At 61.2% G+C, this 26967-nt stretch carries 32 protein-coding genes and 1 tRNA gene; 12 read left to right on the forward strand and 21 right to left on the reverse strand.

What is annotated here, in order from left to right; genetic code table 11:
* The first annotated feature begins 125 nt into the window (after positions 1–125).
* The 3 genes from K3165_RS05760 to K3165_RS05770 all read left to right on the forward strand — a co-directional run bounded on the left by K3165_RS05760 (position 126) and on the right by K3165_RS05770 (position 4586).
* Positions 126–1118: an aspartyl protease family protein gene (locus K3165_RS05760; protein WP_221547817.1), complete on the forward strand. Its 993-nt coding sequence runs from the start codon at positions 126–128 to the stop codon at positions 1116–1118.
* Between the two features lie 38 nt (positions 1119–1156).
* Positions 1157–2977, forward strand: a complete 1821-nt coding sequence (locus K3165_RS05765; protein ID WP_221547818.1) for an ABCB family ABC transporter ATP-binding protein/permease — start codon at positions 1157–1159, stop codon at positions 2975–2977.
* 103 nt (positions 2978–3080) lie between these two features.
* Entirely contained in the window at positions 3081–4586 is a 1506-nt protein-coding gene (locus K3165_RS05770; protein WP_221547819.1) for a SulP family inorganic anion transporter, read from the forward strand.
* A 44-nt stretch (positions 4587–4630) separates the two neighbouring features.
* On the opposite strand, the gene K3165_RS05775 is transcribed toward K3165_RS05770, so the two are convergent.
* From K3165_RS05775 to K3165_RS05815, 9 genes are all read right to left on the reverse strand, one after another.
* Entirely contained in the window at positions 4631–5131 is a 501-nt protein-coding gene (locus K3165_RS05775) for a hypothetical protein (RefSeq protein WP_221547820.1), read from the reverse strand.
* A 596-nt stretch (positions 5132–5727) separates the two neighbouring features.
* On the reverse strand, positions 5728–6309 hold the full coding sequence (locus tag K3165_RS05780) for a hypothetical protein (RefSeq protein WP_221547821.1): 582 nt from the start codon (positions 6307–6309) through the stop codon (positions 5728–5730).
* 147 nt (positions 6310–6456) lie between these two features.
* The gene (locus tag K3165_RS05785; protein ID WP_221547822.1) at positions 6457–6648 is read right to left on the reverse strand and encodes a hypothetical protein; all 192 of its coding nucleotides are present in this window, start codon (positions 6646–6648) and stop codon (positions 6457–6459) included.
* Positions 6649–6744: 96 nt separating this feature from the next.
* Positions 6745–7092, reverse strand: coding sequence for a response regulator (locus K3165_RS05790; protein WP_221547823.1), 348 nt, complete (start codon positions 7090–7092; stop codon positions 6745–6747).
* Positions 7093–7100: 8 nt separating this feature from the next.
* On the reverse strand, positions 7101–8177 hold the full coding sequence (locus K3165_RS05795) for a PAS domain-containing protein (RefSeq protein ID WP_221547824.1): 1077 nt from the start codon (positions 8175–8177) through the stop codon (positions 7101–7103).
* A 215-nt stretch (positions 8178–8392) separates the two neighbouring features.
* Positions 8393–8800: an ACT domain-containing protein gene (locus K3165_RS05800; protein ID WP_221547825.1), complete on the reverse strand. Its 408-nt coding sequence runs from the start codon at positions 8798–8800 to the stop codon at positions 8393–8395.
* Entirely contained in the window at positions 8801–10099 is a 1299-nt protein-coding gene (gene hslU / locus K3165_RS05805; protein WP_221547826.1) for an ATP-dependent protease ATPase subunit HslU, read from the reverse strand.
* 7 nt (positions 10100–10106) lie between these two features.
* Positions 10107–10667: an ATP-dependent protease subunit HslV gene (hslV, locus tag K3165_RS05810; RefSeq protein ID WP_282098655.1), complete on the reverse strand. Its 561-nt coding sequence runs from the start codon at positions 10665–10667 to the stop codon at positions 10107–10109.
* 54 nt (positions 10668–10721) lie between these two features.
* Positions 10722–11186 carry an outer membrane protein assembly factor BamE gene (locus K3165_RS05815; RefSeq protein WP_221547827.1) on the reverse strand — a complete coding sequence of 155 codons (465 nt, stop codon included), beginning with the start codon at positions 11184–11186 and terminating at the stop codon, positions 10722–10724.
* A gap of 174 nt (positions 11187–11360) precedes the next feature.
* On the opposite strand from K3165_RS05815, the gene K3165_RS05820 reads away from it, so the two are divergent.
* Together K3165_RS05820 and K3165_RS05825 are read left to right on the forward strand one after the other, a co-directional pair.
* Entirely contained in the window at positions 11361–11879 is a 519-nt protein-coding gene (locus tag K3165_RS05820; RefSeq protein ID WP_221547828.1) for a ubiquinol-cytochrome C chaperone family protein, read from the forward strand.
* Positions 11876–12409: a YceD family protein gene (locus K3165_RS05825; RefSeq protein WP_221547829.1), complete on the forward strand. Its 534-nt coding sequence runs from the start codon at positions 11876–11878 to the stop codon at positions 12407–12409. Before K3165_RS05820 ends, K3165_RS05825 begins: the two co-directional genes overlap by 4 nt.
* Position 12410: 1 nt before the next feature.
* Here the strand turns inward: K3165_RS05825 and K3165_RS05830 are convergent, their stop codons facing one another.
* The 6 genes from K3165_RS05830 to K3165_RS05855 all read right to left on the reverse strand — a co-directional run bounded on the left by K3165_RS05830 (position 12411) and on the right by K3165_RS05855 (position 17264).
* Positions 12411–13241, reverse strand: coding sequence for a hypothetical protein (locus tag K3165_RS05830; RefSeq protein WP_221547830.1), 831 nt, complete (start codon positions 13239–13241; stop codon positions 12411–12413).
* Positions 13242–13246: 5 nt separating this feature from the next.
* Positions 13247–13780 carry a single-stranded DNA-binding protein gene (gene ssb, locus K3165_RS05835; protein ID WP_221547831.1) on the reverse strand — a complete coding sequence of 178 codons (534 nt, stop codon included), beginning with the start codon at positions 13778–13780 and terminating at the stop codon, positions 13247–13249.
* Between the two features lie 93 nt (positions 13781–13873).
* Positions 13874–15721, reverse strand: a complete 1848-nt coding sequence (feoB, locus tag K3165_RS05840; RefSeq protein WP_221547832.1) for a ferrous iron transporter B — start codon at positions 15719–15721, stop codon at positions 13874–13876.
* Positions 15718–15957: a FeoA family protein gene (locus K3165_RS05845; RefSeq protein WP_221547833.1), complete on the reverse strand. Its 240-nt coding sequence runs from the start codon at positions 15955–15957 to the stop codon at positions 15718–15720. The genes feoB and K3165_RS05845 overlap by 4 nt, the downstream gene beginning before the upstream one ends.
* A 54-nt stretch (positions 15958–16011) precedes the next feature.
* Positions 16012–16683 carry a COQ9 family protein gene (locus tag K3165_RS05850; RefSeq protein WP_221547834.1) on the reverse strand — a complete coding sequence of 224 codons (672 nt, stop codon included), beginning with the start codon at positions 16681–16683 and terminating at the stop codon, positions 16012–16014.
* On the reverse strand, positions 16683–17264 hold the full coding sequence (locus K3165_RS05855) for an ankyrin repeat domain-containing protein (protein WP_221547835.1): 582 nt from the start codon (positions 17262–17264) through the stop codon (positions 16683–16685). The genes K3165_RS05850 and K3165_RS05855 overlap by 1 nt, the downstream gene beginning before the upstream one ends.
* Positions 17265–17381: 117 nt before the next feature.
* Here K3165_RS05855 and K3165_RS05860 point away from each other — a divergent pair, with 117 nt between their 5' ends.
* Genes K3165_RS05860 through K3165_RS05885 form a run of 6 tightly spaced genes read left to right on the forward strand, consistent with a single transcriptional unit; the run spans position 17382 to position 21245 of the window.
* Positions 17382–17987, forward strand: coding sequence for an SCO family protein (locus K3165_RS05860; protein ID WP_221547836.1), 606 nt, complete (start codon positions 17382–17384; stop codon positions 17985–17987).
* On the forward strand, positions 17975–18433 hold the full coding sequence (locus tag K3165_RS05865) for a YcgN family cysteine cluster protein (RefSeq protein WP_221547837.1): 459 nt from the start codon (positions 17975–17977) through the stop codon (positions 18431–18433). The genes K3165_RS05860 and K3165_RS05865 overlap by 13 nt, the downstream gene beginning before the upstream one ends.
* Positions 18430–19152 carry a M48 family metallopeptidase gene (locus K3165_RS05870; RefSeq protein ID WP_221547838.1) on the forward strand — a complete coding sequence of 241 codons (723 nt, stop codon included), beginning with the start codon at positions 18430–18432 and terminating at the stop codon, positions 19150–19152. The genes K3165_RS05865 and K3165_RS05870 overlap by 4 nt, the downstream gene beginning before the upstream one ends.
* Before the next feature lie 32 nt (positions 19153–19184).
* Entirely contained in the window at positions 19185–19655 is a 471-nt protein-coding gene (locus K3165_RS05875; RefSeq protein WP_221547839.1) for a hypothetical protein, read from the forward strand.
* Positions 19656–19665: 10 nt separating this feature from the next.
* Entirely contained in the window at positions 19666–20613 is a 948-nt protein-coding gene (gene ribD / locus K3165_RS05880; protein WP_221547840.1) for a bifunctional diaminohydroxyphosphoribosylaminopyrimidine deaminase/5-amino-6-(5-phosphoribosylamino)uracil reductase RibD, read from the forward strand.
* A gap of 14 nt (positions 20614–20627) precedes the next feature.
* Positions 20628–21245, forward strand: a complete 618-nt coding sequence (locus K3165_RS05885; RefSeq protein ID WP_221547841.1) for a riboflavin synthase — start codon at positions 20628–20630, stop codon at positions 21243–21245.
* A 409-nt stretch (positions 21246–21654) separates the two neighbouring features.
* Here the strand turns inward: K3165_RS05885 and K3165_RS05890 are convergent, their stop codons facing one another.
* From K3165_RS05890 to K3165_RS05900, 3 genes are all read right to left on the reverse strand, one after another.
* Entirely contained in the window at positions 21655–22200 is a 546-nt protein-coding gene (locus K3165_RS05890; protein WP_221547842.1) for a GNAT family N-acetyltransferase, read from the reverse strand.
* Between the two features lie 6 nt (positions 22201–22206).
* On the reverse strand, positions 22207–23388 hold the full coding sequence (locus K3165_RS05895; protein ID WP_221547843.1) for an amino acid aminotransferase: 1182 nt from the start codon (positions 23386–23388) through the stop codon (positions 22207–22209).
* Positions 23389–23476: 88 nt separating this feature from the next.
* Positions 23477–24262 carry a DUF1134 domain-containing protein gene (locus K3165_RS05900; RefSeq protein ID WP_221547844.1) on the reverse strand — a complete coding sequence of 262 codons (786 nt, stop codon included), beginning with the start codon at positions 24260–24262 and terminating at the stop codon, positions 23477–23479.
* A 229-nt stretch (positions 24263–24491) separates the two neighbouring features.
* Here K3165_RS05900 and K3165_RS05905 point away from each other — a divergent pair.
* Positions 24492–24583, forward strand: a tRNA-Ser gene (locus K3165_RS05905).
* Positions 24584–24944: 361 nt separating this feature from the next.
* On the opposite strand, the gene K3165_RS05910 is transcribed toward K3165_RS05905, so the two are convergent.
* The 3 genes from K3165_RS05910 to K3165_RS05920 form a co-directional block, all read right to left on the reverse strand.
* On the reverse strand, positions 24945–25148 hold the full coding sequence (locus K3165_RS05910; RefSeq protein ID WP_221547845.1) for a hypothetical protein: 204 nt from the start codon (positions 25146–25148) through the stop codon (positions 24945–24947).
* Positions 25149–25775: 627 nt separating this feature from the next.
* Entirely contained in the window at positions 25776–26045 is a 270-nt protein-coding gene (locus tag K3165_RS05915) for a hypothetical protein (protein ID WP_221547846.1), read from the reverse strand.
* Positions 26046–26305: 260 nt separating this feature from the next.
* Positions 26306–26872, reverse strand: coding sequence for a PilZ domain-containing protein (locus K3165_RS05920; RefSeq protein WP_221547847.1), 567 nt, complete (start codon positions 26870–26872; stop codon positions 26306–26308).
* Between the last annotated feature and the right edge of the window lie 95 nt (positions 26873–26967).

Here is a 26967-nt window from a genome sequence, read left to right on the forward strand (position 1 = left end):
CTCTAGGATTCGGGCCTGATGAGTGGCCGAGACGATTCTGCGGACGGATTCGGGAGGTGCGCCGCCTTGTGGTATGAGTCCTTATAGAGGCCGGCCTTCGCGAGCTGGCCCAGCGGAGAGACAATATGATCGAGCGCCCCCTTCTCGTCGCAGCGGGTTTGCTGTTGTGCGGCAACACGCCGGTCCCCCCACCCTCTCAGGATCAGGGCGTAGCTGCGCCGACGACCTCTCCCTCTGGAGATGCAGAGGCTGACAGCGACATCATCGACGTGGAGTTCGACCAGGATCGCTACGAGCGCATGACGGTGCCGGTCACCATCTCCGGCAAGGGTCCCTACCGCTTCTTTATAGACACCGGCGCGCAAGCGACCGTGGTGACGCGCAAGGTTACCGATGAGCTCGCACTCGAGCCGACCGGCCGCGCGCGCCTCGTTGCAATGGGTTCGAGCGAGATCGTCGACACGATCGACATCGACCAGCTCGAATTCGCCGACCGCAGCTTCAGCGGAATCACCGCCCCCCTGCTCGAGCGCAAGAACATCGGTGCCGATGGCATCCTCGGCCTCGACAGCCTGCAAGACCTGCGCGTGCTGATCGACTTCCGCGAGGACAGCATGTCGATTGCCGATGCGCGCAGCTCGCGCGGGAGCACGGGATACGAGATCGTGGTGCGGGCCCGGCAGCGGCTTGGACAGATGATCATCACCGACGCGCGGCTCAACGGGATCCGCACTGCGGTCATCATCGATACCGGGGCGCAGAATTCCCTCGGCAACCTCGCCCTTCTCAACCGCCTGCGCGCGCGCGCGCGCGAGACGCTCACCGCGACAGACGTAAATGGGGCCATTGTCGAAAGCGAACTCGCTATGGCGAGAAGGCTGGTCATCGGGGACATGGAACTGTCCAATGTCCCGATCGGATTTGCCGATAGCCCTGCCATCGAGGCGCTGGGCCTTTCGGACCGCCCCGCCCTGATCCTCGGCATGGGCAATCTGAGGATGTTCGAGCGGGTGGCGATCGACTTCGCCTCGCGCCGGGTCCTGTTCGATCTGCCCGGTTCGGTGAGGCGCCAGGATCTCGTTGCGCCAGGCTTCATGGCGACACGCACCAAATCCTGACCTTGCCCCGCGAAGCTTCGCGCCCCAGATAGCGGGGCATGCCGCCAGACACGATCACTTCCGACCAGCGGCAGGACGCCGAGAGCTGGGCGACCCTCAAGCGCTTCCTCCCCTATCTATGGCCGAAGGATAACACGTCGCTGCGCTGGCGCATCGCCATCGCGCTGATCCTCGTCCTGCTCGCGAAGGGCACGATGCTGGCACTGCCCTTCGCTTACAAGAACGCCGTCGATTCCATGTCGACCCCTGCCAACGAAGCAGCGATGGTCGCGATGGCTCTGGTGCTTGCCTATGGGCTTGGGCGGTTTGCCGGGACGACGTTCGACAACCTTCGCAACATCGTGTTCGAGCGGGTGGGACAGGAAGCGACGCGCGCGCTTGCAGAAGATGTCTTCCACCGGCTTCATCGCCTCAGCCTGCGCTTCCACCTGTCACGCCGCACGGGCGAGGTCACCAAGATCATCGAGCGCGGGACCAAGAGCATCGATTCCATGCTCTATTTCCTGCTCTTCAACATCGCGCCCACGATTATCGAGCTGACTGCGGTCGGCGTGATCTTCTACCTCAATTTCGGCTGGGGGCTGGTAGCGGCAACCGGCTTTACCGTCGTCGCCTATATAGTGGTGACGAGGCAGATCACCGAATGGCGCACCAAGCTGAGGCGCGAGATGAACGATCTCGACGGCCAGGCGCTGAGCCGCGCGGTGGATTCGCTGCTCAACTACGAGACGGTCAAATACTTCGGGGCGGAGCGGCGCGAGGAAGCGCGCTACGCCAAGGCCGCACGCGCCTATAGCGAGGCGGCCATCAAGTCGGATGCGTCGCTCGGCATGCTCAATATCGCGCAGGCCTTCATCACCAATGCGCTGATGGCCGGCGCGATGGCTTACACCGTATGGGGCTGGAGCCGCGGCGAGCTGACCGTGGGCGACCTTGTGTTCGTGAACACCTATCTCATCCAGCTCTTCCGACCGCTGGACCTGCTTGGCTGGGTCTATCGAACGATCCGACAGGGGCTGGTCGACATGGCGGAGATGTTCCGCCTGATCGATACGCAGGTCGAGGTCGAGGACCGGCCCGGAGCACCTGCCCTTATTATACAACGGCCTTCGGTCACCTTCGAAAACGTGGTATTCGGATACGAACCGGAGCGCACTATCCTCCACGGATTGTCCTTCGAAGTGCCCGCCGGCAGCCATGTGGCAATCGTCGGCCCTTCGGGCGCGGGCAAGAGCACGATCGCCCGCCTCCTGTTCCGCTTCTACGATCCGGCATCGGGCCGCATCCTGATCGATGGCCAGGACATCGCCGAAGTTCAGCAAGAAAGCCTGCGCGCCCATATCGGTATCGTCCCGCAGGACAGCGTGCTGTTCAACGACACCATCGGCTACAACATTGCCTATGGCCGCGAAGATGCGAGCGACGAGATCGTCGCCAAGGCCGCAAGCGATGCTTCGATCATGCCCTTCATCGAGCGCTTGCCCCAGGGGTTTGCGACCGAGGTCGGCGAAAGGGGCCTCAAGCTGTCGGGAGGAGAGAAGCAGCGCGTTGCCATTGCGCGTACGCTGGTGAAGGACCCGCCGATCCTCGTGCTCGACGAGGCGACGAGTGCGCTCGACAGCCGGACCGAGCAGGACATCCTCAATACGCTGAAGCAGGTGAGCGAGGATCGCACCACGCTCGCCATCGCGCACCGGCTATCGACGATTGCCGATGCCGACCGTATCCTCGTGCTCGACCACGGGCGGCTGGCGGAAAGCGGAACGCATGCCGAGCTGCTGCGCAAGGGCGAGCTCTATGCCGAGATGTGGGCGCGCCAGCAGTCCGAGGAAAGCGAGACCGAAAAGGCCGGCGCATAGCAATTCCACCCTTGCGGGTTGTGTTGCACTGCACAATCGTTAAGTAGCGCCCAGACCTTCCGGGTGCTAACGCGCGCCCTCCTTATATAGCTGGACAGACATCATGCCCAACCTCGGCGCGATCAAACGCGACTGGTTCTCCAACATCCGCGCAGACATGCTGGCCGGCCTCGTCGTCGCGCTCGCGCTGATCCCGGAGGCAATCGGCTTCTCGATCATTGCAGGCGTGGATCCGCGCGTGGGCCTCTATGCCTCGGTCGCGATTGCCATGGTCATTGCCTTTACCGGCGGGCGTCCGGGCATGATCAGTGCCGCGACCGCGGCGGTGGCCGTGGTCGTCGTGCCGCTGGTGCGTGATCACGGGGTGGAATATCTCTTCGCCGCGACGATCCTGATGGGCGTCTTCCAGGGCATCGCCGCGCTGCTGCGGCTGGACCTGCTGATGCAGTTCGTCTCGCGATCGGTGATCACCGGCTTCGTCAACGCGCTCGCGATCCTCATCTTCATGGCGCAGCTGCCGCAGCTCGACCCGACTGCTGCAGGGATCGGCTGGATGACCTATGCGATGGTCGCCGCAGCGCTGGCGATGATCTACATCATTCCCAAGTTCACCACCGCCGTTCCCAGCCCGCTGATCGCGATCATCGTGCTGACCGCGCTGACCATCTGGCTCGATGCTCCGGTCAACACCGTGTCCGACATGGGCGAACTGCCCGAAAGCCTGCCCTATTTCGCACTGCCGAATGTCCCACTGACTTGGGAAACGCTCGCCATCATCGCGCCCTATGCCGCGACCATGGCCGCCGTCGGCCTCCTGGAATCGCTGCTGACCGCGCAGATTGTCGACGACATGACGCATACCGGCTCGAACAAGCGCCGCGAGAGCGCAGGACAGGGCATTGCCAATATCGTCGCGGCGTTCTTCGGCGGCATGGGCGGTTGCGCGATGATCGGCCAGTCGGTCATCAATGTGACCAGCGGCGGGCGTGGGCGCCTGTCGACCTTCACGGCTGGCTTGTCGCTGCTCATCCTGCTCGCCGTGCTTGGCGATCTTGTGGGTCAGGTGCCGATGCCGGCGCTGGTGGCGATCATGATCATGGTCTCGATCGGTACTTTCTCGTGGAACTCGATCCCCAATATCGGCAAGCATCCGTGGCAGTCGTCGGTCGTCATGCTCTCGACAGTGGTGGTCGTAGTCGCGACGCACAACCTTGCGCTTGGCGTGCTTGCTGGCGTGATCCTGTCGGGCGTGTTCTTCACCCACAAGGTGATGACCATGTTCGAGGTAATCCGCGAACGTAAGGGCGACACCGCCATCTATCGCGCCAAGGGACAGATCTTCTACGCCAGCGTAGAGCGTTTCGAAGCCGCACTAGGCCCCGAAAGCACCCAGCCCGACCCGGCGGATCACGTCATCATCGACGTCCGCAAGGCCCACTTCTGGGACATCAGCGCGGTCGGCGCACTCGACAAGGTCGTCGAACGCATGCGCCGCAACGGCCGTAGCGTGCAGGTTCGCGGGCTCAACCGAGCGAGCTCGGACCTGGTCGACAAGTTCGCGCTGACCGACAAGACGGGCGTGGAGATCGGACTGGCGCCGCATCCGTGAGCGGGCGGGCTGCTTATGGGTGGTTAGCTGCCGAAGACCTTCCCTTATGCGTTCGGATCACATGTTGGACTAAAGCGATCAATCCCGTGAAGAACATCTGAGGTTTCCGAGCGCAGAATGTCATTCGGCGGACCATCGCTGATCATCTGGTAGATCCACCTGCCATCCCGAAGAAGATATGGCTGCTTCGGGGTGATGCTGTGTAAGTCTCTCCTCACCGCGGCGATTTCTGGACCGAAAAAATAGAGATCACCATGGCGAACAACGTCTGAGATACGCCTGGCGTCAGCCTCGCCAAAACGGTCGCGCAGCGCCTCATAATCCTCCCGCTTTTTCGGCGAGACGGCATTGAGAGCGTCAAAATATCCTTCAGAAAATTTTGCAGCGACCACCATATTCTTCTTGGGGAGTAACGTGCCAGAATCGATACCATAGAATTGGCCGGTGAAGACATAAAAAACGTAGCTGACGACGCGGCCCTCGTGCAGGGTCACGGAGGTCAGTTCAGTATGCTCAGACACTGTGCCAGAAAGCTTTTCGTTCAAGCATTGGGCTATCGCAATGCGGGAATCTGCTCCGCTACCAGATGATTTTTCTTCAGAGCATGAGGCGACAAGGATCCCCGAAAATATCAGGATGACCAGAGGCTTCATTGGCACTTTCGGTCAGTCTTTTGATTCAGATCGGAGCAGATGGCCAAGCTCACCGGCTTCCCGCACCGAACGGACTTGATTACCATCGAATGAAATGAGCCAAATACACGGAAGCTCAACAAAGCTCCCATGGTTCTTGAACCAAGCCGAACGACTTCCAGCCACTAGGTATGTTGGGCGAGATTGCGCCCTTGGTTCGCCAAGAAGCTTTATGCGTGTAACCTCGACTGGTCTTTCATCGCGCCTGCCCTCGCGCTCGTAAAGACTATCATCCGAAGTACAGCCGAAGCTTTGAAATCGGGCGTGTGCATTCCCTTCCCATGCATTGTTGAAAAACTGCGCAATAAGCTCAGGCCCCCGTTCGTAGTCATGCAATTTCTCGACAGCCCAAATGCTTTCCGCGGCGACATGGCTTGGCCATGTTGAAAGGCAAGCTACGCCCATTGCCACGAACGCTGCTTTCGTCCTGCGCATTGATGTGCTCCGACTCAATCCGACTGGTTCCAGCGCTGAAACATAGATAAGAAAAACTCGCGCAGGGCCGGTAGTTTATTCAAGCTCGCACGATCCACGAATATTGATGCTTCGAATTTCCCTCTATGAATGAGGACGTTGCAAATGTCATGCTCGTTGCAATAATAGACAATATTTTCAGCCTTGTAGAACCTTCCTCCGCGACGGCCATGGCTGCGTGCCATCGCTCTCCAAGTATGCTGATTGCCGAATTTTTCATGGTAGAGAACTTGGGTGTAGAGGTCGCTGTCCGTTGACGAAACAACCTCAAAGGTATCCATAGCTGCCGATGGTTCTGGATAGATCGCAATCGCCACACGGGCGTACCGAACCCCTAGATCAGCGCCTGCTCTTATTAGAAACTCTGTAGGAAGAGCTTTCTGGCTGGTAGCATACGAAGGGACCGCGAATTGCTCTATGTCAGCAGCAGGGATGCAAACTTCAGGAGCCGGACACCAATCGGTGGGAGGCTCATTCTCGTCGGTCATTGATAGCGAGGCGCGCCAACCAAGAGCGGCGACAAGCAGTACTGAAGCTAAAAGCGCGAACTTCTTCATTTCTGGCAGTAAACTCTCACACGAGGTCGGCCAATTCAAGATTAGTGAGGGCTTCCGTCCGCAATCGGGTCGTTAGCTGCCCGCCCGCTCATAGCAAGCTTTATGCCCCGCAAATCAGTCACGAAGTGGGTGGAAAGCAGTCATTCGTTATTCAGATTTGCCGACCTTCCTAAGGCGCTCAGCTTGTGCCTTGGCGCTCGTAATGGCCTCTTCTGAACACTCCGCTTCCGCCAGATCGTCGATCTCGTCTGCTGCTCTCTCGACCAATCTCTTTAATGAAAGCTCTCGCTGCTCTGCATTCTGAAGCTTATGACGGAGATTGCGCTTTTCTTCATCCATCGCCAAAGTCTACAAATTCGGACCCAATTCGCAAGTGTCCGCGAGTGTTTGGAGAAATACTGGTCGGTTCCCATACCTTCGCCCCCTCTTCGAGTGTTAGCCCACGAGCTCGATCAAGGCTGCGACAACGTCTTCGGCAGGGCGAGGCTTAGCTAGAACTGGCGCATCGATTTCCCGAAGATGCTCGCCCACTCTGTTCAAGTCGCCCGTATGGAGGACAAATGGTATGCTGGATCGGAGAAGACGATCTGCGGTCTCTCGACATGTTTCTCCCCCTCCCAGACTGACGTCGAGGATTGCTCCGACCACACCACCATCCTCGATTATTGCCCGAGCCTCGGCATTATTGACGGCCGTAACAGCTTCGTGGCCGGCGTCCTCAAATGCAAATGTCAGGTCCATCGCAATCAGCGGCTCATCTTCCAGAACAAGGAATTTCTTCACGGCAAGGCCTATCGATTGGCAATCGGCACGGTGATGAAGGCGCGCAAGCCTTCAGGATGCCACTCTCGCTCCAATGCTCCCCTCGAATGGGACAGAAGAGTATCGGCTATTTCGAAGCCAGTGCCACGAGATTGCGGCTCACCATCGACCGCTGGCCCTCCACTTTCCACCCATTCGATTTCAAGTGAACTACGGCCAAGCTTGTCCTTTTTATGCTCCCAGCCAACCGTGACCGTGCCTCGATCGGTCGACAGGGCGCCATATTTGGTGGCGTTGGTAGCGAGTTCATGAAGCGCCAGACCTATTGCGGAGATGGCGTTTGGTTCTGTTCGCACCCCGTTCCCTAAATAGATTATGCGATTTCCCTCTGGATCATACGGCTGGAGAACCGAACGGATTGCCTGTCCGACCTGAATAGTGCCTAACGCTGCTTCATCGAGTGTTGGCTCATACGATCGGCCAAGCGCCTGCACACGTTCGTTTATTTTGCGCGCCACGCCTTTAGCATCCATCGATCGCCCAGTGATATTAACGATCCCTCCGATAACGGCGAAAACGTTCTTCATTCGGTGTGATATTTCGCGGGCGAGCGCCTTGGCATGACGTTCTTCCGCACGAGACTGATGAATATCAGTCACATCCCACTGGCTTCCAAAAAAGTAGGTCAGGCGACCATCGGCATCGTAGATCGGACCTAGATGGAGTGTATTCCAGAAGCTTGAGCCATCTTTGCGATAGTTCAGCAGTTCGACGACAACGACGTCCTCGCCCTTGATGGCCTCTCGAATTTTGCCAACCTGCTCTTGGTTCGTATCTGGCCCTTGCAAAAAGCGACAGTTCCGACCGAGTATTTCTTCCCTTTGATAGCCGGTCAGTTGTTCAAAAGCTTCATTGCAAAATACGATTGGGTCGTCATCACTGTGAGGGTCTGTCAAACAGACAGCCATCCTGGTTTGCGCCATAGCCTGCTCGAAAAGAAGGCCGCTGGCCCCTTCGAAGCCCATTCGAGTAGCTTGGTTTGGATAGATAGGGCGATGAGCTTGGTCCGAAGATCTTAGACCATCCCGCTCGTCTCTTTCAGCCATTCCGTCGGCCCCCTCGCACGTCATATTTCAAGTTCAGATATCCAACGCGCGCATCCTTGGGAGGGTCCAAGGTATTTCACGTTGAGCGCACCACTCCAGTCCGACGAAGAAAGTTGAGTGTAGCAAACACCATAAGCTAGCTTAGCCAACGGCCGCTCTCGGGTCGTTAGCAGTCATCCGATTTTGTCTGCTTTCGCACAATGATAATTCCCGGACTAGCAGCCCGACGAAGTGCTCAATTTCTGTAAAGCGGCAAGCGACTCATCACCCCGCGCAGCCGGGACGAAGGCATGGTCGTGGTGAAACGCAGCGACCATATTGCAGGCTATCCCCGCATCCGCGAGCGTCCCTGACACGGCTGCCGTCAGCCCCACGCCCTCAAGGTCCGAATGCACCATCAGCGTGATGCGTGCGAAGTCCGGACCTTCGATGCCCAGTTCGTCTGCCAATTCAGACGGGACGATGGCCGTCACGCCCCCGTCCTCGCGGAAGGTCCCGATGGCCGCGCCCAATAGCTGCGGCGCGGTGTCGGGGGTGACGAGGACGAAGCGCCAGCGCTGGGTATCGAGCCGGGGCTCCATGGCGGCGATCATCGCCTCACGGTCGCGCACCGGCTCGCTCATTTAAAGGATGTACTTGCTGAGGTCGGTATCGCCCGACAGATCGTCAAGCCGTTCGCGCACATAAGCTGCATCGACCGTGATGGTCTCGCCCTTGTGCTCTTCGGCTTCGAAGCTGATGTCTTCCAGCAGCCGCTCCATCACCGTCTGCAGGCGGCGGGCGCCGATGTTCTCGACGCTCTCGTTCACCCGCGCGGCGATCTTCGCAACTTCGGCGATCGCATCATCGGTAATGTCGAGCGTGACTTCCTCGGTCCCGATCAGCGCCTTGTACTGCTGGACGAGGTTGGCGCGCGTTTCGGTGAGGATGCGCACGAAATCTTCCTCGGTCAGCGCACGCAGCTCGACACGGATCGGCAGGCGGCCCTGCAGTTCGGGCAGCATGTCCGACGGCTTCGCGACATGGAACGCGCCCGAGGCAATGAAGAGCACGTGGTCGGTCTTCATCGGGCCGTACTTTGTCGCCACGGTGGTGCCTTCGATCAGCGGCAGCAAGTCGCGCTGCACGCCTTCGCGGCTGACCGATCCGCCGCGCACATCGCTGACGGCGATCTTGTCGATCTCGTCGAGGAACACGATGCCGTTGGTCTCGGCATTCTCCAGCGCGACGCGGTTGACGTCGTCCTGGTCCATGCGCTTCTCGGCCTCTTCCTCCACCAGCCGGTCCCACGCATCAGGGACCTTCAGCTTGCGGCGCTTGAGGTTCGACTTGCCCATCGCCTTGCCGAGCATGTCGGAAAGGTCGATCATGCCGACATTGGCGGGCATGCCCGGGATTTCCATGTTGCCCTGCGGCTGGTCCTTTACCTCGATTTCGACCTCGGTGTCGTTCATCGCGTTCTGGACGATGCGCTCGCGGAAAGCCTCGCGAGTCGCCTCGCTCGCATTCTCGCCGACGAGCGCGTTGAGCAGGCGCTCCATCGCGGCCTGGCTGGCGGTTTCGCGCACAGCCTCGCGGCGGCGTTCCTTTTCGAGACGGATAGCTTCTTCGGCGAGGTCGCGTGCGATCTGTTCGACGTCGCGGCCGACATAGCCGACTTCGGTGAACTTGGTGGCCTCGACCTTCACAAAGGGCGCCTCTGCCAGCTTGGCAAGGCGGCGGCTGATCTCGGTCTTGCCGCAGCCGGTGGGGCCGATCATCAGGATGTTCTTGGGCGTTACCTCGTCGCGCAGGTCGCGGTCGAGGCGTTGGCGACGCCAGCGGTTGCGCAGCGCAACGGCGACCGCGCGCTTGGCATCCTTCTGGCCGATGATGTGTTCGTCCAGAGCGGCGACGATCGCCTTGGGTGTCAGATTGTCCATGTAGTTCTCAGACCTCTTCGAGGGTCACATTGCCATTGGTGAAGACGCAGATATCGGCGGCGACCTGCATCGCCTTGCGTGCGATCACTTCCGGGTCGTCTTCATATTCGGCGATCGCCTTGGCTGCGGCGAGCGCATAATTGCCGCCCGACCCGATAGCGGTGATCCCGCCTTCGGGTTCGAGCACGTCGCCATTGCCCGTGAGGACTAGGAGGTTATCCTTGTCCGCAACGATCATCAGCGCTTCGAGATTGCGCAGGTACTTGTCCGTGCGCCAGTCCTTGGTCAGTTCGACCGCGGCGCGAAGCAGCTGGCCGTTGTACTGTTCCAGCTTCTTTTCCAGCCGCTCGAACAGGGTGAAGGCATCGGCGGTCGCGCCGGCAAAGCCTGCCACGACCTTGCCGCCTTCGCCGATACGGCGAACCTTGCGGGCATTGGGCTTCATCACCGTGTTGCCCATGGAGACCTGTCCGTCTCCGGCAACGACGATACGATCGCCTTTGCGCACTCCGATGATGGTAGTTCCGTGCCACTGGGTCAGCCCGTGGCGATTGTCCTGATCACTCATGCTCCGCGATATGGGGTGCGCAACAGGGGGGTCAAGCCGAAGCGGTCAAATGACCTACTGCGGTCCGCCGCCGCCCGGCAGGCCCTGGCTGACCGTGCCGATGTTGCCGAACAGGTCCTGCAGGAAAGTACGCTCGCGGCCCAGGGTCGGAGTCTCGTCGCCATCGGGCGTGAGATAGACGACCTGCTCGATACCGCTGCGGTCGGCTGCAATCACGTTTCCGGCGCCGTCGAACTTCACGGCGAGGACCTGGTGCTGTTCGACGCGCGGACGCACGAAAGGCTTACGGCCCGTGGTCGACGACACGTAATACCAGGTCGGTTCGCCGAACTGGCTGGTGAAGGTCGGACGGCCCAGCGTCATTTCGACGCTGCGCTGGTTGTCGATTCCCGGCTGGACGGTGTTCACCAGCGTGTTGTCGACGACATAGCCACGCGGTTCGCGGATGGAGGAGCATGCGGCAGTGCCGAAAGCGGCCGTAGCCAGTACCGAAATGGCAAGGATTTTGGTGACCCTCATGGGAACTGCTTCAACTCCGTATCTCCGGCATGCTTGGCCTGTGCGGCCTTGCACCCTATATGCGCGACCGACGCCCTAAACGGCCTCGCGCGTGCATGCAACTTGGCAATGCGTGAGCGGTGGGGATGGCGGCTTGAATTGCCGCTGAACGAGCAAACAGGAAGACTTGCCCACATGTCCTTTTTCGCCCGCCTTTTCGGCACCCAGCCCGACCCGCGCGAACAGTGGCGCCCGCTGTGGCACACGATCGTCGAACAGGCGCGCGAGCCCGACTGGTACCGGATGTGCGGTGTGGCCGACACGGTCGAAGGGCGCTTCGACATGATCACCCTCGTCCTCAGCCTGACGATGCTGCGGATGGAGAGGGAAGAAGAACTCGCGCCCCATGCCGCGCTCGTCACCGAACTGTTCGTCGAGGACATGGAAGGCCAGCTGCGCGAAGCGGGCATCGGCGACCCCACGGTCGGCAAGAAGATCGGAAATCTCATGAGCAGCATGGGCGGAAGGCTCGGCAGCTACCGCCAGGCGCTGGCGAAGGAAGACCGGGCAGAGCTTGCAACGGCCCTGCGCCGCAATGTCACCATGTCGCAGGAAGATGAGGCCGAAGCGCTGGCCGAGCGCATAATCCGCCTGCGCAAGCGCTTCGAGCGTACGTCTGCAGACCAACTGCGCGCCGGGGAGCTCGCCGCATGAGCACCGAGACCAACGAACTCGTCCGCCTGATCAAGCCCCGCGCCCTGCCCGCCGGCACCATGACGGTCGAGGCAAACGAGGCAGAACGCGCCGCGCTTGCCAAGCGCTTCGGCATTTCGGCGATCCACGCTTTTACTGCAGAAGTCGAATTCGGCGAAAAGGACGGGGCCGTACTTGCAGAAGGCAAGCTGGCCGCCACACTCGAACAGCCCTGTGCCGTGACCCGGGAAGACTTCACCTACGATGTGTCGGAGGCTTTCTCGCTCCGCTTCGTGCCTGCCGCAGGCATGGGCGATTACGAGGAAGACGAGGAGTTCGAGCTGACCGAAGAAGATCTCGACGAGATCGAATACGAAGGCGAGACCTTCGACCTAGGCGAAGCGATCGCGCAGGAACTGGGCCTCGCCATCGATCCCTATCGCGAAGGCCCCGATGCCGACGAACGGCGCGAAGAGGCGGGTATCGAGAGCGACGAGGACCGCAAGCCCAGCGGACCGCTGGCGGAAGCTCTCTCTGCCCTGAAGAAGTAGGCTAGCTGCGGGCCTTGATGGCCGCTTCACAGCCACGCTCGGCAGCGATGCGCATCGATTTGTCGCCGAGATCGGACCATTCTAGGCCTGCGACGATGCAGCGCTGTCCGCGCTTCAGGCGCCTGCTTTCGATCAGCAGGGAGACATCTCCTTGATCCGAAATGCCGGCCAGCAGCGTGTTGCCATTGGCATTGAGCGGGACGGTCTGGGCCAGCTGCGCTCCACCTGCCTCTACAGCCAGCGACAACGCACGCACATCGTCGAAACGTGAATTCCGCGAGGCGGAGACAGCTACGCTGACGCGCTTTCCCTCCACCGGTTCCGCCTCGATCAGGGTAAGAGCGCTGTCTTTATCGACTGGATCAAGCGGGTAGTCGGACGCCTCGAAGGGAACGCAGTCCTTCGACACGAGATCGATGTCTTCCATGCTGCCGATCAGGGGTGCGCCCGGCACCTCCGCCCATTCGACCACGAACCGGCAGACCGGCACCACTTCCGGTAGCGCCAGCATGACATTCCCTTCTCTCGGATAGGGACCGGGAGGCAGGTAGTAGAAAACGCCTTTCGAAGGCGTGATCGCATAGGCGAGAAGGCTGTCGGCATCGGCGCCGAAATAGGTCCAATCGCGATAGGCGGCTTCCGCGTCGCCCGCTTCCTCGGCAGCCCGTTCCTGCGCAAGGTCGCGCAGGGCATCGTATGGTGCCCGCGGATTGTCGATATCGGCCCCGCCCCCGGGAAGCTCCACGATTTCATATTCGTAGGGTTCGGACGCTGCCCCCGAGCAGGCCGACAGACCTGCCAGGAGAGCGATTGCGGGGGAAACGGGCCGCATCACGATCAGAACGGAATGTCGTCGTCGAGATCGTCGTAGTTCGAGCCGCCGCCCTGGTTGTTGTTGCCACCCGACTGGCCGCCGCCGAAGCCGCCGCCACCCTGGCCGCCGCCATAACCGCCACCGCCCTGGCCGCCGCCGAAGCCGCCGCCCGAGCCACCACCAGAGCCGCCACCCTGGCCGCCACCGGGACCGTCGAGCATGGTCAGCGTGCCGTTGAAACCGCGCAGCACAACTTCGGTCGAGTAGCGGTCGTTACCCTGCTGGTCCTGCCACTTGCGGGTCTGGAGCTGGCCTTCGACATAGACTTTCGAACCCTTGCGCAGGAAGCGTTCGACGACATTGATCAGGCCTTCGGAGAAGATCGAGACGGTGTGCCATTCGGTCCGCTCCTGGCGTTCGCCGGTGTTGCGGTCCTTCCACTGCTCGCTCGTCGCGATACGCAGGTTGGCGACCTTGCCGCCGTTCTGGAAGCTGCGGATTTCCGGGTCTGCGCCCAGGTTTCCGATCAGCATGACTTTGTTGAGGCTACCGGCCATCGATTCGTCCCTTCGTGAATTTGTTACAGGCGGGCCTAACGACCCGCGCGAGTCGGTTCTAGGGCGATGCGGGGTATTACCCCCAGAGTGGACCTAGAGCCCGAGGCTCACCGCGATCCAGTATGTCGCGCCTGCAGCAATCCATGCCAGCGCGAACAGGTAGACCACCATCACGATCGGCCATTTCCACCCGTTCGTCTCGCGTCGCGCGACGGCAATGGTCGACAGGCACTGCGGGGCAAAAACGAACCAAGCGAGGAAGGCGAGCGCCATGGGCAGTGTCCACAGGGCGGCGATCCTTTCGGTCACACCCTGCGCTGCAAGATCCTCGTCCTCGGCGTTGATCGCATAGGTGGTCGCAAGCGCCGACACCGCCACTTCGCGTGCAGCGATCGCGGGGACCAGCGCAAGGCTCATCTCGCGGTTGAAGCCGACCGGCTCGAGCACCGGGTGGATCGCATCCGCGACGACGCCTGCATAGCTTGCATCGAGCTGGCTCTCGCCCTCGCCCGCCTTGGGAAAGCTCAGCAGGACCCACAGCGCGATGGTCGCGACGAAGATGATCGTACCCGCGCGGCGCAGGAAGACCCAGGCGCGCTGCCACAGGCCGATAGCGAGGTCCTTGACCCGCGGAAGCTGATAGCGCGGCAGCTCCATGATGAAGCCCGAGGCGGCACCCTTGGTCACGGTGCGGCGAAGGACCAGCGCAACAACCATCGCGCCGATGATGCCCGCGACGTAAAGCGCGAAGAGCACCAGTCCCTGCAAGCCGACACCCGCACCTACGCTTGTATCGGGAATGACCGCGGAAATGATGACGGCATAGACCGGCAGGCGCGCCGAACAGGTCATCAGCGGGGCGATCAGGATCGTGGTCAGCCGGTCCTTTGGATCGGCAATACTGCGCGTCGCCATGATGCCCGGAATGGCGCAGGCGAAGCTCGACAGCAGCGGGATGAAGCTTTTGCCCGACAGGCCGACGCCCGCCATCAGGCGGTCCATGAGGAATGCCGCACGCGCCATGTAACCGCTCGCTTCCATCACGAGGATGAAGGCGAACAGGATGATGATCTGCGGCAGGAACACGACGACCGAGCCGACGCCCGCGAGCACCCCCTCGGTCAGGAAATCCCGGAAGATGCCGGACGCCATCGTATCGGTAACCCCGGCAGAAAGGATGCCGACACCGCCTTCGAGCGCATCGGCAAAGGGTGTCGCCCAGGCGAAGACCGCCTGGAAAATGACGAACAACAATCCGAACAGGATGACCGGGCCGATCCAGGGATTGAGCAGGATCCGGTCGACCCCGTTCTCGATCGTGTGGCGGGTCGATTTAGAGAGGATCGCGGCGCGAGCCATGTGCTTCGCCGACAGGCGGCGTTCGGGAAGTGTCAGGTGCCAGCGCTTGTGTGCTTCCTCGTCGGCATGCGTTTCGGCTTCGGCGACTGCTGCCGCCAGTTCGGTGATCCCGCGGCGGCGGACGGCGACGGTCGGGATAACCGGGACGCCGAGCGCCTCCGACAGCGCTTCGGGATCGAGCGTCAGCCCGTCGCGTTCGGCAAGGTCCACCATGTTGAGCGCGACCACCGTCGGGCGGCCGAGTTCGAGCACTTCCTGCGCAAAGACAAGGTGCTGTTCCAGATTGGCGGCATCGAGCACGAGGACAAGTACATCGGGGACCGCTTCGCCTTCGAAAGTGCCCTTCACCACGTCGCGCGTGACTGCCTCGTCCGGGCTTGCCGCATCGAAACTGTAGGCACCGGGCAGGTCGAGCAGCTCGACCGGCTCGCCGCTCGGCAGGGTAAGGCGGCCTGCTTTGCGCTCCACGGTGACGCCGGCATAGTTTGCGATCTTCTGGCGCGCGCCGGTCAGCGCGTTGAACAGCGCGGACTTGCCCGAATTCGGATTTCCGACGAGCGCGGCAGTGTGCTTCCTGCTCATGCCCCTTCCACCTCGATCGCCGCAGCGTGTGCGCGGCGGATGGCGATGGTCATATTGCCGATGCGCAGGGCGATGGGATCGCGCGTACCGAAAACGCCGCGATGGACGATGGCCACTTCCGCGCCTTCGTCTACGCCGAGGGCCTGGAGCCTCTTGCCCTCGTCTTCGGCGAGAATCGCCCAGTCTACGGATGTAATGCGCGCAGTGCGCCCGCTATCGAAACCGTCCAGTGTCATGCCGCCCGCCCTGTCAGATCGGCAAGCTTGTTGCAACTGGTTATCAATAGCGAGTTAGCGTGCCGGATAGCGCAACCGACCGAGGAAACGCGTGACGCTGAAGGTTTCGCGCTCGGGATTGAGCCACTTGGCCTTCACCTTTTCGAACTTCATCACGCCTTCGATACGCCGGTCGAGGAAAGCGCGGGTCTCGGCCTTGTCCTCGCTAGTATCGTCGACAAACACGGCCAGAGTTGCGCCATAGATCGAGGCGAGGATCGCGCGCTTGGTATAGTGGTTGTAGTCGGTCGCCGTATCGCCTGCGAGCCGCCACATCAGGTCGGCCGTCTGCCAGCCGCGCTTCGCCGATTTTGCTGCGTTCTGCGGCATGGCCATTATGGCGAGCGCGCGGCGCAGCGCCTCTTCCAGCCCGGCAACCGCGTCGAGGCGGAACTGCACGAGGCTGCGGATACGCTCGCGGATCTTCATCGCTGCGATCACATCTTCGGGGAAGGCCGCAGCCATCGCCACATCGACCGCCTCGATCCAGGCGGAGACCATCTCGATCGCGCCGCCCTTGAAGGCGAGGCGCGCGACATCGACGTCGGCACCCATCTGCTCGGCAGCCATGACCAGCGCCTCTTCGCTCCAGCCGTCGAAGATGGCGGCATCGGCGATGGCAGGGGCCAGCGCGAGGCGCAGCTCGTCGAGCGTCAGGTCGGCGATATCGGGCGTTTCATTGGTCATTATTGCGGTCCGTATGTTTCGGCGGTCTTGTTGCCGGACTTTTCGCCCTTCTCGATTGCCTCGATGACGCCTGCGCGCGCGCCCAGCAGCATTGCGTAATCGCGTGCCGAACGGCCCGAATTGTCGGTCCGGTCCGGGTTGCCGCCATTGGCGATCAGGATCTCGACCAGTTTCAGGTCGCGGCGGTGCACCGCGCTGATCAACGGGGTTTCGCCGGTGGAATCGGACACGTCGACCTCGGCGCCGCGCTTGATCAACTGCTCGACGCCCTCGATGAAACCGAGCTGCGCTGCGATCTGGAGCGGGGTCGTGCCGTTCTTGTCGGCGATGTTGGGATTGGCGCCGCGCTGCAGGAGGAAGCGGACCCAGGTAAGGTCGCGCCGCTGCACGACCGCGTGGAGCGCCGTCTCTCCCGTAGTGATGTCGCGGGCATTGACGATCGTATTGCCCGGCTCGTCGAGCAGCTGGGTCGCGATGTCACCGTCACGGTCGCGCACGGCTTTCAGGAACTTGTAGCCATCGGACTGCTGCTGGGCGGCCACCGGGCTCGCCAGCATTGCCAGCAGTCCTGCGACGATCATCAAACCCTGCTTAATCCCTAGTGCGCGCACCGCTATTCACTCCGCTTGTCTTTTCCGCCGTAATCGGGCCGTTCGCCCTTGAATAGGCGCGGTTAGCAGACCATGAACCATCCTGTCATGCCCCGCGTTCCAACTCTTGTCCTTACCATCCTTTTCCTCGCTTCGTGCTCGCAGGAAGCGGCCGGTCCGCAACTGATCGAGCCCGACGGCCCGCCGCCGCTTGAAGGCGCCAGCATCGGAAGCGATTTCACCCTGACGGGCGAAGACGGGGAGCCGGTGAGCTTCTCCGATTTCGACGGGCAGTATCGCACGATCTACTTCGGTTATGCCTTTTGCCCGGACATCTGCCCAACCGACAACCAGCGCGCGATGGCCGGCCTCAAGCGGTTCGAGGAAGACTTCCCCGAACTCGGCGCAAAGGTCCAGCCGCTCTTCGTCAGCGTCGATCCCGACCGCGATACGACCGAGGTGCTCGGCGAGTTCACCGATGCCTTCCACCCGCGCCTGATCGGCATGACAGGCGATCCGGAAACGCTGGAGGAAATCGCGGGCAAGTTCGGCGTTTTCTTCTCGGTCCCCGAAGACCGGGGCGACGGCGGGTATCTCGTCGATCATTCCGGCCTGACGCTGCTGTTCGGGCCCGACGGGCAACCCCTTGCCCCCCTTCCCACCGATCAAGGGCCCGACGCCGTTCGGGACGAGCTGGCGAAATGGGTGCGCTGAGGGAGCGCTTCTGGGAACGGCCTCTGGCCGATCTCAACCAGACCGAATGGGAAGCACTGTGCGACGGGTGCGGGCGCTGCTGCCTGCATAAGGTCGAATACGAGGACACGGGCGAGATCGAGGAGACCAATGTCGCCTGCACCCTGCTCGATTGCCAGACCGCGAAGTGCACCGACTATCCCAACCGCAAGGCCAAGGTGCCCGACTGCCTGCGCCTGACACTGAAGCTGGTGGACCGGGTGCCCTGGCTGCCCGAAACCTGCGCCTATCGCCGCCGCGCCGAAGGTCGCCCGCTGCCGCGCTGGCACTACCTGATTTCGGGTGATCGCGAGGCCGTGATCGCGGCGGGTGTCTCCGTGGCAGGCCGCGTTATCAGCGAGGATGAGGCGGGGCCGCTCGAACATCACATCGTCGAATGGGACGATGGAGAGGACGACGCGGCATGATCGAATGCCTGCGCGACCAACATATCGAGCCGGAGATCGAACTGGGCGGTCGCAAGGTCCCGATCGAGCTTCGCCGGCATTCGACCGCCAAACGACTCACCCTGCGCCTCGCGCCCGATGGCAGCGCGGTGAAGGTCACCCTGCCCCGCTGGTGCGCTTCGAAAGAGGCGATCGCCTTCGCCCATGCACGCGCCGACTGGCTCGCCGCACAGCTTGCGAAAGTGCCGGAGACCCGCGACCCGGTCGTGACAGGCAGGATCGACTACCGCGGCCGCACGCTCGCGCTCGACTGGTGCGAAAGCGCGCCGCGCAAGCCCATGGCACAAGGCGACGAATTGAAGGTGGGAGGCCCGCAGGATACGCTCGGGCGGCGCCTCCAGAGGTGGCTCGAGAATGAGGCCCTCGACCTCTTCACCGGCGACGCCGCCTTCTATTGCGAGCGCGCCGGACTGCCCGCAGCACCGGTGCGCCTCACCCGCGCAAAGCGGCGCTGGGGCAGCTGTTCGAGCGAGGGTATGCTGCGCCTCAACTGGCGGCTGGTGCAGGCTCCCGACCACGTCCGCCGCTCGGTCGTGGCGCACGAGGTCACACACCTCGTGCATTTCGACCATTCGCCCGCCTTCCATGCGCTGCTGGACGACATTTTCGAAGGCGAGATCGAGGATGCCAACCGCTGGCTCTCGCAGCACGGCCGCACGCTTTACGCCAGCTTCAGCTAGCGGAAAGCCGCAAAGGCTATTATCTAGCCGTCATGCGCTTCAGGAACAGGATCAACCCGGTCGGCGGCATCGCCGACTTCTGGAATGAATTCAAACGGCCCAACCCCTATCGGTGGCCGATCCTTGCCGCGTCTTTCCTTTGCACGGGCACGATCTTCTTCTGGCTGACGCAGGAGCAGTATTACTATCCGCCCGAAGTGCCCGAAGTGACCTATATCACCACCTTCGCAGAAGGTCGGACTGACGAGGAAATCCGCCAGTCTAATGTCGAGAACCAGCGCGTGCAGGACGAACTCCGGGCCCAACAGGAGGCGATCGACGAGCGTCGCCGCGAATTCTACAAGACACTGGGCGCTGCAACCGGCTTCGACGTGGATTCGATGGAAGCAGAGGCAGAGGCCGAGCGCATTGCCGAAGAACGTGCCGAGCGCGAGCGGCTGGAAGGCCTCTTCGGCGAGGAAGAAAACCAGGCGGACAGCACAGTTGCCCCCGGCACGGAGTGACGCTCACTGGATGAGCGCCGCCGCGCGGCTGGCATCGCGAGGGCGGCCCATCTCGCGTCCCAATCCTGCAGTCGGCTGCATCCTTGTGAATGACGAAACTGTCGTCGGACGCGGCTGGACCCTCAAGGGCGGCCGCCCGCATGCAGAGGCCGTTGCCCTTAAGCAGGCAGGCGGCGCCGCCCGCGGCGCAACGGCCTACGTCACTCTCGAACCCTGCGCACACCGGTCGGGCCGCGGTCCTGCCTGCAGCGACCTGTTGATCGAAGCTGGCGTGGCGCGCGTAGTCATCGGGGTGGAGGACCCCGACCCGCGCACGGCGGGCAGCGGCGTCGAACGATTGAAGTCCGCAGGGATCGCGGTCGAAGTGCTTGCATCTCAGGACGCCGAAGCCAGCCTTGAAGGCTATCTCACCCGCGCACGGCTCTCTCGTCCGCATATCACGCTGAAGCTGGCCCTCTCGCTCGACGGGCTGATCGCGATGGAGGACGGCACCAGCCAGTGGATCACCGGCGCAGAGGCACGCGCACACGTGCACTCGCGTCGCGCTATGAGCGATGCGATCCTCGTGGGTGGTGCGACTTGGCGGCACGACAAACCCCGTCTCGACGTACGCCTCGAAGGGCTCGAACAACGCAGCCCCGACCGCGTCCTGTTGACACGCGGTGTTCCGCCGGACGTGGTGAAGGTCATCAACGATCCGGCACAGGTCGCCAGCTTAGAAGGCGTTCAGAATCTCTATATCGAAGGCGGTGCGGGCGCGGCGGCCAGTTTCCTTGCCGCCGATCTCGTCGACCGGCTCGAAATCTATCGCGCGCCGATCCTTATCGGAAAGGGAAAGCCTGCACTGGGCGATATCGGACTTGCCAGCCTTGCCGATGCGCATGGGCGCTGGACGCTTGCCGAGAACCGCCAGCTTGGCAGCGACGTCTTCACCGCCTATCGCCGCACGAGGCAATAGGGGTTTTCGAACACATGTTCACCGGCATTGTTACCGCCATCGGTCACATCGAAAGCGTGGAGACGCGCGGCGACAACCGCGTCGTGGTCGCCTGTCCGTTCGATCCCGGCGCGATCGACATTGGCGCTTCGATCGCCTGCTCGGGCGTCTGCCTCACCGTCGTCACGCTGGAAGGCGAGAGGGGCGATGCACGCATCGGCTTCGACGTTTCGGGTGAAACCATATCGCGTACCGTTCCGGGAATGTGGGAAGCGGGACGCAAGCTCAACCTCGAGCCCGCCCTGCGCCTTGGCGACGAGCTTGGCGGGCACATGGTCACCGGCCATGTCGACACCGTCGGCGAAGTCGTCTCGCGCCGCGAGGAAGGCGGCTCGCTCCACATCGCCATCCGCATCAGTCGCACCTTCGCTGCCTATGTCGCGGAGAAAGGCTCGATCACCGTGGACGGCGTATCGCTGACGGTGAACGACGTGCGCGACCGCAGTGACGGTACATGCGACTTCGCGCTCAACATCATTCCGCACACCGCCGAAGTCACGACGCTCGGCGGGCTGGCAGAAGGTGACCGCGTCAACCTCGAAATCGACGTTCTGGCGCGCTATCTGAAACGGATACAGCGCTTGGCGGGGTGAATCGCCCCCGCGCAATCCTTTCTAAATTGGGGAAGCCTTTTAGGTGACTTTCGGTCCGTCGATCTCAGCTTCGTCTATGAAATTCTGAGGGGTGAAGAGCAAGATTATATCCTCGACTTCTCAAATCGTACATTCAAAGACTTTTTCGTTCGCGAACTCGATATTGACATCGACGCGCTGCAGAGACCGGAAAAATCTATTCTCCGGTAGAATACCTTGGCCTTTGATTAAGGGTTTTTCCACCTATGCGGTGCGCGGCAGAGCCGATGTATGCTCGTCATTTTCTGCTTCTGTCCGGCTTCAACGGGGCCACCCGCTAGCGCGATGTCGACGAGCAAATTTCTTCCCAAGACCGTGTTCCATGTGCTCCATCCTGTAGGGGGGGTACCGCCGGGAGCTGAACGGCATCTCAGGCGAGCGGCCCGTTTTCAAACGCCTCGCGGGTAATCTCGTAGACGAGGTGGACCACGCGTTTGCCCTGGTAGCGCTCCAGTTCATACCGCTCGGTCCGCACCGCGCCGATGGCTTCCAGCGCATTGCGCGAGCGGTAGTTGGTGTCGCCGACGCGGAACTCGACCGTGCCGACTTCCTCGAATGCATGGGCGAGCATGACGCGCTTCATCTCGGGGTTGAGGCCCTTGCCCCAGCAGGTCGGCATGAGGAAGGTCCAGCCGATCTCGACGAAGCCGCCCTCGTCCTCCTCGACAGGGCCGTATCGGGTAGAACCCACGATGCGCTCGTCACTCTTGCGAACGATGGCAAGCGAGCCGCCAGCTGCCATCCCTTCGTCGAAGAAGGCATCGAACACCTCGCGGCGCCAGCGGTCGTGGATCGGGTGCTGTTCCCAGACAGCGGGATCGGAGGCAACTTCGTAAAGCGCCTCGCGATCGTCTTCGCTCAAGGGGCGCAGGACGAGCCGCTCGGTTTCCAGCGTCGGTTGCCGGTCGAGCGCCATGCCGTCTCAGCCCTTGGTCACGTCGCTCAGCGCGGCGATGAACTTCTCGGTATTGCCGGCATGAAGGCCCGCCACGTTGATGCGGCCCGAACCGGCCATGTAGATGGCATGGTCCTCGCGCAGCGAAGCGATCTGGTCCTTGCTGAGCGGAAGCATCGCGAACAGGCCGTTCTGGTCGGCCAGCGCGGCAAGGCCGAGGCCGGGCGCTTCGTTGTCGGCAGCAGCAAGCCGCTCGCGTACCCGGCGCATGCGGGTGCGCATCTCGTCGAGCTCTTCGAGCCAAACGCGGGTCATGCCCTCGTCCTCGAGCAGGATGCGCACGGAAGCACCGCCGTGATCGGGCGGCATCGACCAGTTCGCGCGGGCCAGCGCATTGGCGTTCGAAGCGATGGCGGAAACCTGATCAGCCTCGCGGGCGATCATGTAGAAGGCGCCCACGCGGTCACGGTAGAGGCCGAAGTTCTTGTCGCAGCTATAGGCGACCAGCGCCTCTGGCACCTTGGCCAGCACGGTGCGGACGCCCTCGACGTCCTCTTCCATGCCTTGCCCAAGGCCCTGGTAGGCGATGTCGAGGATCGGCAGCACGCCGGTCTCCGCAAACGCCTCCGCAATCGCGGTCCATTCCTCTGCAGTGTAGTCGATACCGGTCGGGTTGTGACAGCAGCCATGCAGCAGCACCGCATCGGCTTCGCCGGCACCGCGGATCGCGCCGAGGACGGCATCGATATCGGCAGTGCCATCGGCTTTAGCGTGATCGAAGGCGACCGTTTCAACGCCGACATCGTCTAGGATCTGCGCGTGGTTGGGCCAGCTGGGCATGCCGAGGTGGATGCGCTTCACACCGGCCTTCGCCGCGAGCGAGACCGCAAGACGCACCGCACCGGTGCCGCCGGGGGTCTGCATCCCTTCGACGCGATTGCCGAGCACGGAGTCCTTGCCGAAAATATAGGGCATCAGGGCCTTCACGAAGCCGCTGTCGCCTTCCGGGCCGAGATAGCTCTTGGAATCCTGCGTATCGATCAGCCGCTGCTCGGCCTGCTTGATCGCCCGGAAAACAGGCGTGCCGCCTTCGTTGGTGCGATAAACGCCAACGCCAAGGTCTATCTTGTCCTCACGCGGGTCGGCCGCATGCATCTTGATCAGGGCGAGGAGGGCGTCGGGAGCTTGCGCAGTAAGTTTGTCGAGCATGGCTGCGCTCTTTGCGCAGATATGCGTGGGGCCGCAACCTCAAACGAGATTGCGGCCCCTCAATTACCGCTTGATTTCGTATGCCTGCTTAGAAGGGCAGCCACTTCTGCTTCTTGGAGAACTTCATGTAACCTGCGTTGACGCCCAGCCGCAGGCCGGCGCCGACGCGGATAGGGATCAGTACGATATCGCCCTTGCGCACATAGCTCGCATTGAGCCCGCCGACGGCATAGGCCTGCCCCTCGGCTGCCGGGAAGCGCGAGTAGAGTTCTTCGGTGTCATAGAGATTGTAGACGAGGACGAAGGTGCTGCCGGCATTGGCACCCGCGTCAAGTCCGATCGAGGGGCCGGTCCAATAGACAGGGCGTTCGCCTTCGACCTTGTGATAGAGCGTGCCCGAACCATAGCGCGCGCCGACCACGAAGGCACCGCCCGCTTCACGGCCGACGATGTAGCCGTTGGGCTCGCCCTGGTCGGCAAGCAGCTTGCGGATCATCTTGGCGACGCCTTCCGCGCCCTTGCCGAACACGCCTTCGGCCGCGCCGATCAGGTCGTCTTCGCGGTAGGTAGTGTCGGGGTTTTCGACCTGCGGTCCGGAAACGGCATCGGAAGCAGCCCCCTCGGCATCCTGTTCTGACCACTGCGGCGCTGCAGTTTCTTCGGCAGGCGCTTCATAGGTAAAGCCGGGTTCAACGGATGTCGCATCGTCCGGCGTGACCGCCGGCAATTCGCCCTCCGCCGATTCGAGATCGCCATCGATCGGCGCGTCGTAGGCAGCGTCCGGATCGACCGTTTCCACCTGCGCAGCGAGCGGCGCTGCTGCAAGCGAGAATGCGGCCAATAAGGCGGCGGCAAATGTCCTGGCGGTATTCATATCGATCCCTTCGTGGAGCCTCGCGCAATCCGCGCAAACAGCTGCGCCATGAGCAGAATCCCATTCGAGCAGCCTCGCAATGAAACGGCGATGAACCGAATCCATTTTGCGCCGAGCCGAGTCCGATCCTGCCTTGCGGCCGCTCATTGGTGTTACGGGCAATTCTTCCCTTGTAGGGCCGTGAAGTGCTGGCTATAGCGCGCCCCTCGCAGCCGATAGGCACGCGCGCGGAGACGTGGGTGAGTGGCTGAAACCAGCTCCCTGCTAAGGAGCCATACCTGGTAACGGGTATCGAGGGTTCGAATCCCTCCGTCTCCGCCACTACTGCCCTGATAACGTGACTTCGCAGCCCGACATGGAATGCGATACTCTAGAAGTCGCTCCAAAAGCGCGTTTGTAGACGGCTGGAACGCTTGATACATCTTGATTGTTTTTCAACCCGGCGCCTGCGCTAGCTCGGCCTATTAGCTCCGAACTGCAAGATACGAGATTGCACTACTTTTGAAACCTCACGCTGGCGAGAAACTGTCTTTGCAGTTGAGCCATCACCTCCGACCGTTCTCAAGTTTCCAATGGCAGGAACTAGACTGTCCTGCCCCCAAACGACCGGAAACGGGTGGATAGCAGTCATTAAAATTGGCTTCCGGCGCTTCTTGAAGACTTATCCGGAAGCCATTTCAAATCAGACGCTGACGGGAATCTCGTCATCGTCGTCATCGGTTAGCAAGAGTATTGCCATGCCGATGCCTGCGATGGCTGCGATAATACCGGCACGAACAATGTCGCTGCCAGTGTCATCATCGTAAGTTTCTTGCGCAGTAACAGCGACTGGTGCCAACGCCAGCGAACCTGCTGCGGCGGCCAGTGCGATCTTGGAAAATTTCATTTTCGACCCTTTCGAGACAATAAGTCAGACGAACCCAAAATCGGGCGCGCCTATTCGGTGAAGCGTCGGGTCAACTTATTGGTTCCAGTATATTTTGAGTTTGAGACTTGCCGTTCTGCATCAGCGTCAACTGGTCAAAGTCTCGACTGCTAGCCGCATTCAATATGGAACAGGGCTCTCATGCGTGTAGTCATCCTTCGCCAACGAGCTCGCCAACGAGCTTCGAACTCAGCCTTGGATCGGCACAGCGCTGGGCATTAAAGTGGCGGGCGGAGGTGGATTGACCGGCACTTGGTGGCGCTAAAGTAATTTCAGCACCTTCTACTGCTCTCGCGTCCTTGAGCTGGGATAATATAGGCCGTTCGTTAAGTCGACCACCGGCTTAAATCGTCTGGGAGTCCATTTCCAACCCAGTTCGTGATTGGACCGCACGATAGCGATGTGCCGGAAAAATGTACGAGCAGCTAACGGCCGGCAAGTCGCGGACAGAGTGTTTGATCGCGTCATTTGCGCTTGAGCAATAAGAGGCTGAAGATAATTATAGAAGCGACACGCTGAGCGCTCCGAACCCCGCTTGCGGCACCAGCAGCAAGAACCTGTTTGTACGGCCTCCCAACTTCTAGCACATCAAGCAGTAGAACGACGTGCAGACAAACGCACCATCAGGACGGTACGTTGCGACTTGCGCTCTTCTGCCAACGTGTTTTCAGCCGGCTTTGCTTTTGAAATGGGTTGATGCTCCAAGCGCACTAGTTCGAACGATCTGTAGGAATGATTGTGAAGCAGAGTGATCTGATCTCCCCTGTCGGGGAGCGCTTCAAAAGCGAAGGGACCTAAATCCTCTTCACAATGACCTTCGTTGCCATCCAGAATTTTCACACGATAAACATTGGTCATTAATGCACTCAAGGGATCTGAACTCGACTATCCGCCCCACGCCTTTATGCGGGACAGGACAGGCTCCGAGCACTCATTTCGTAATCCAACTGACTGAGGAAATTTGTTGCTTCTCGGAGCTCAATCTCCTTTGCCTTGCTTGCTACCCGAGCCAGCCTTTTGACTTCAGACTGGCAAAAGCGAACCATGCCAATGAGATCCGGGTTTGCGAGGCAGCGAATGTCTACAAGTGACGGGAATGCAGAAGTTTTTTTCATTGCTCAAAGCCCCTTTTGAAGCAGGTTCATTTCGCTCACGTTCATCGTCTCGCTAAGTGCAAAGCCAACCCGTTCTCCATCGACCCATTTCGCAGTGGCATTCTGGAAACAGCGCCGCCCGATTTCGATGGTTGCGAGTGCGCCCTGTCGGATTTGGCCGCTTACGAGAGCGCAAAGACCGCGCTGACCAAAGTTGAGCGTTTCGCCGGCGATTTTGGCACCATCGGAGTAAATGTGGGCTGGCGCCGACATTTCCATTCGAACCGAGCGATACTTCTCGAGACGAAGCTGGAAGTCTTTGTCGATAGTCTCATTGGTAATGCCAACACGTCCTGCATCGGCCCAGACCACCCTGCCAACAATCGCGTCGCTATCACCCCACCGATAGGTGACCGGTTGCCCCTCTACCAGCGATGCGTCTTCCAGCTCGAAGCCTGCGCCGCCTGGAGAAAGATCTCGCAGCATAGCCACATATCGTTTGCCATCGCTTTCGATGAAGGCGGGTTTGAAGACGCGAAGATGTCGGAAGTTTGTGCGGCGCTCATCGATGTGTGGGTTCAAATTGTGCATAGGAAGCGAACCTTTCGTATCAAAAACAGACCAAAGCCTGTGTAATGATTGAAGGTTCGCTGAAACGAGCAAGAACCGGGAGATGTAAGCGGCAA

The sequence above is a fragment of the Qipengyuania xiamenensis genome (assembly GCF_019711495.1).
In the GTDB taxonomy this organism is placed as follows: domain Bacteria; phylum Pseudomonadota; class Alphaproteobacteria; order Sphingomonadales; family Sphingomonadaceae; genus Qipengyuania; species Qipengyuania xiamenensis.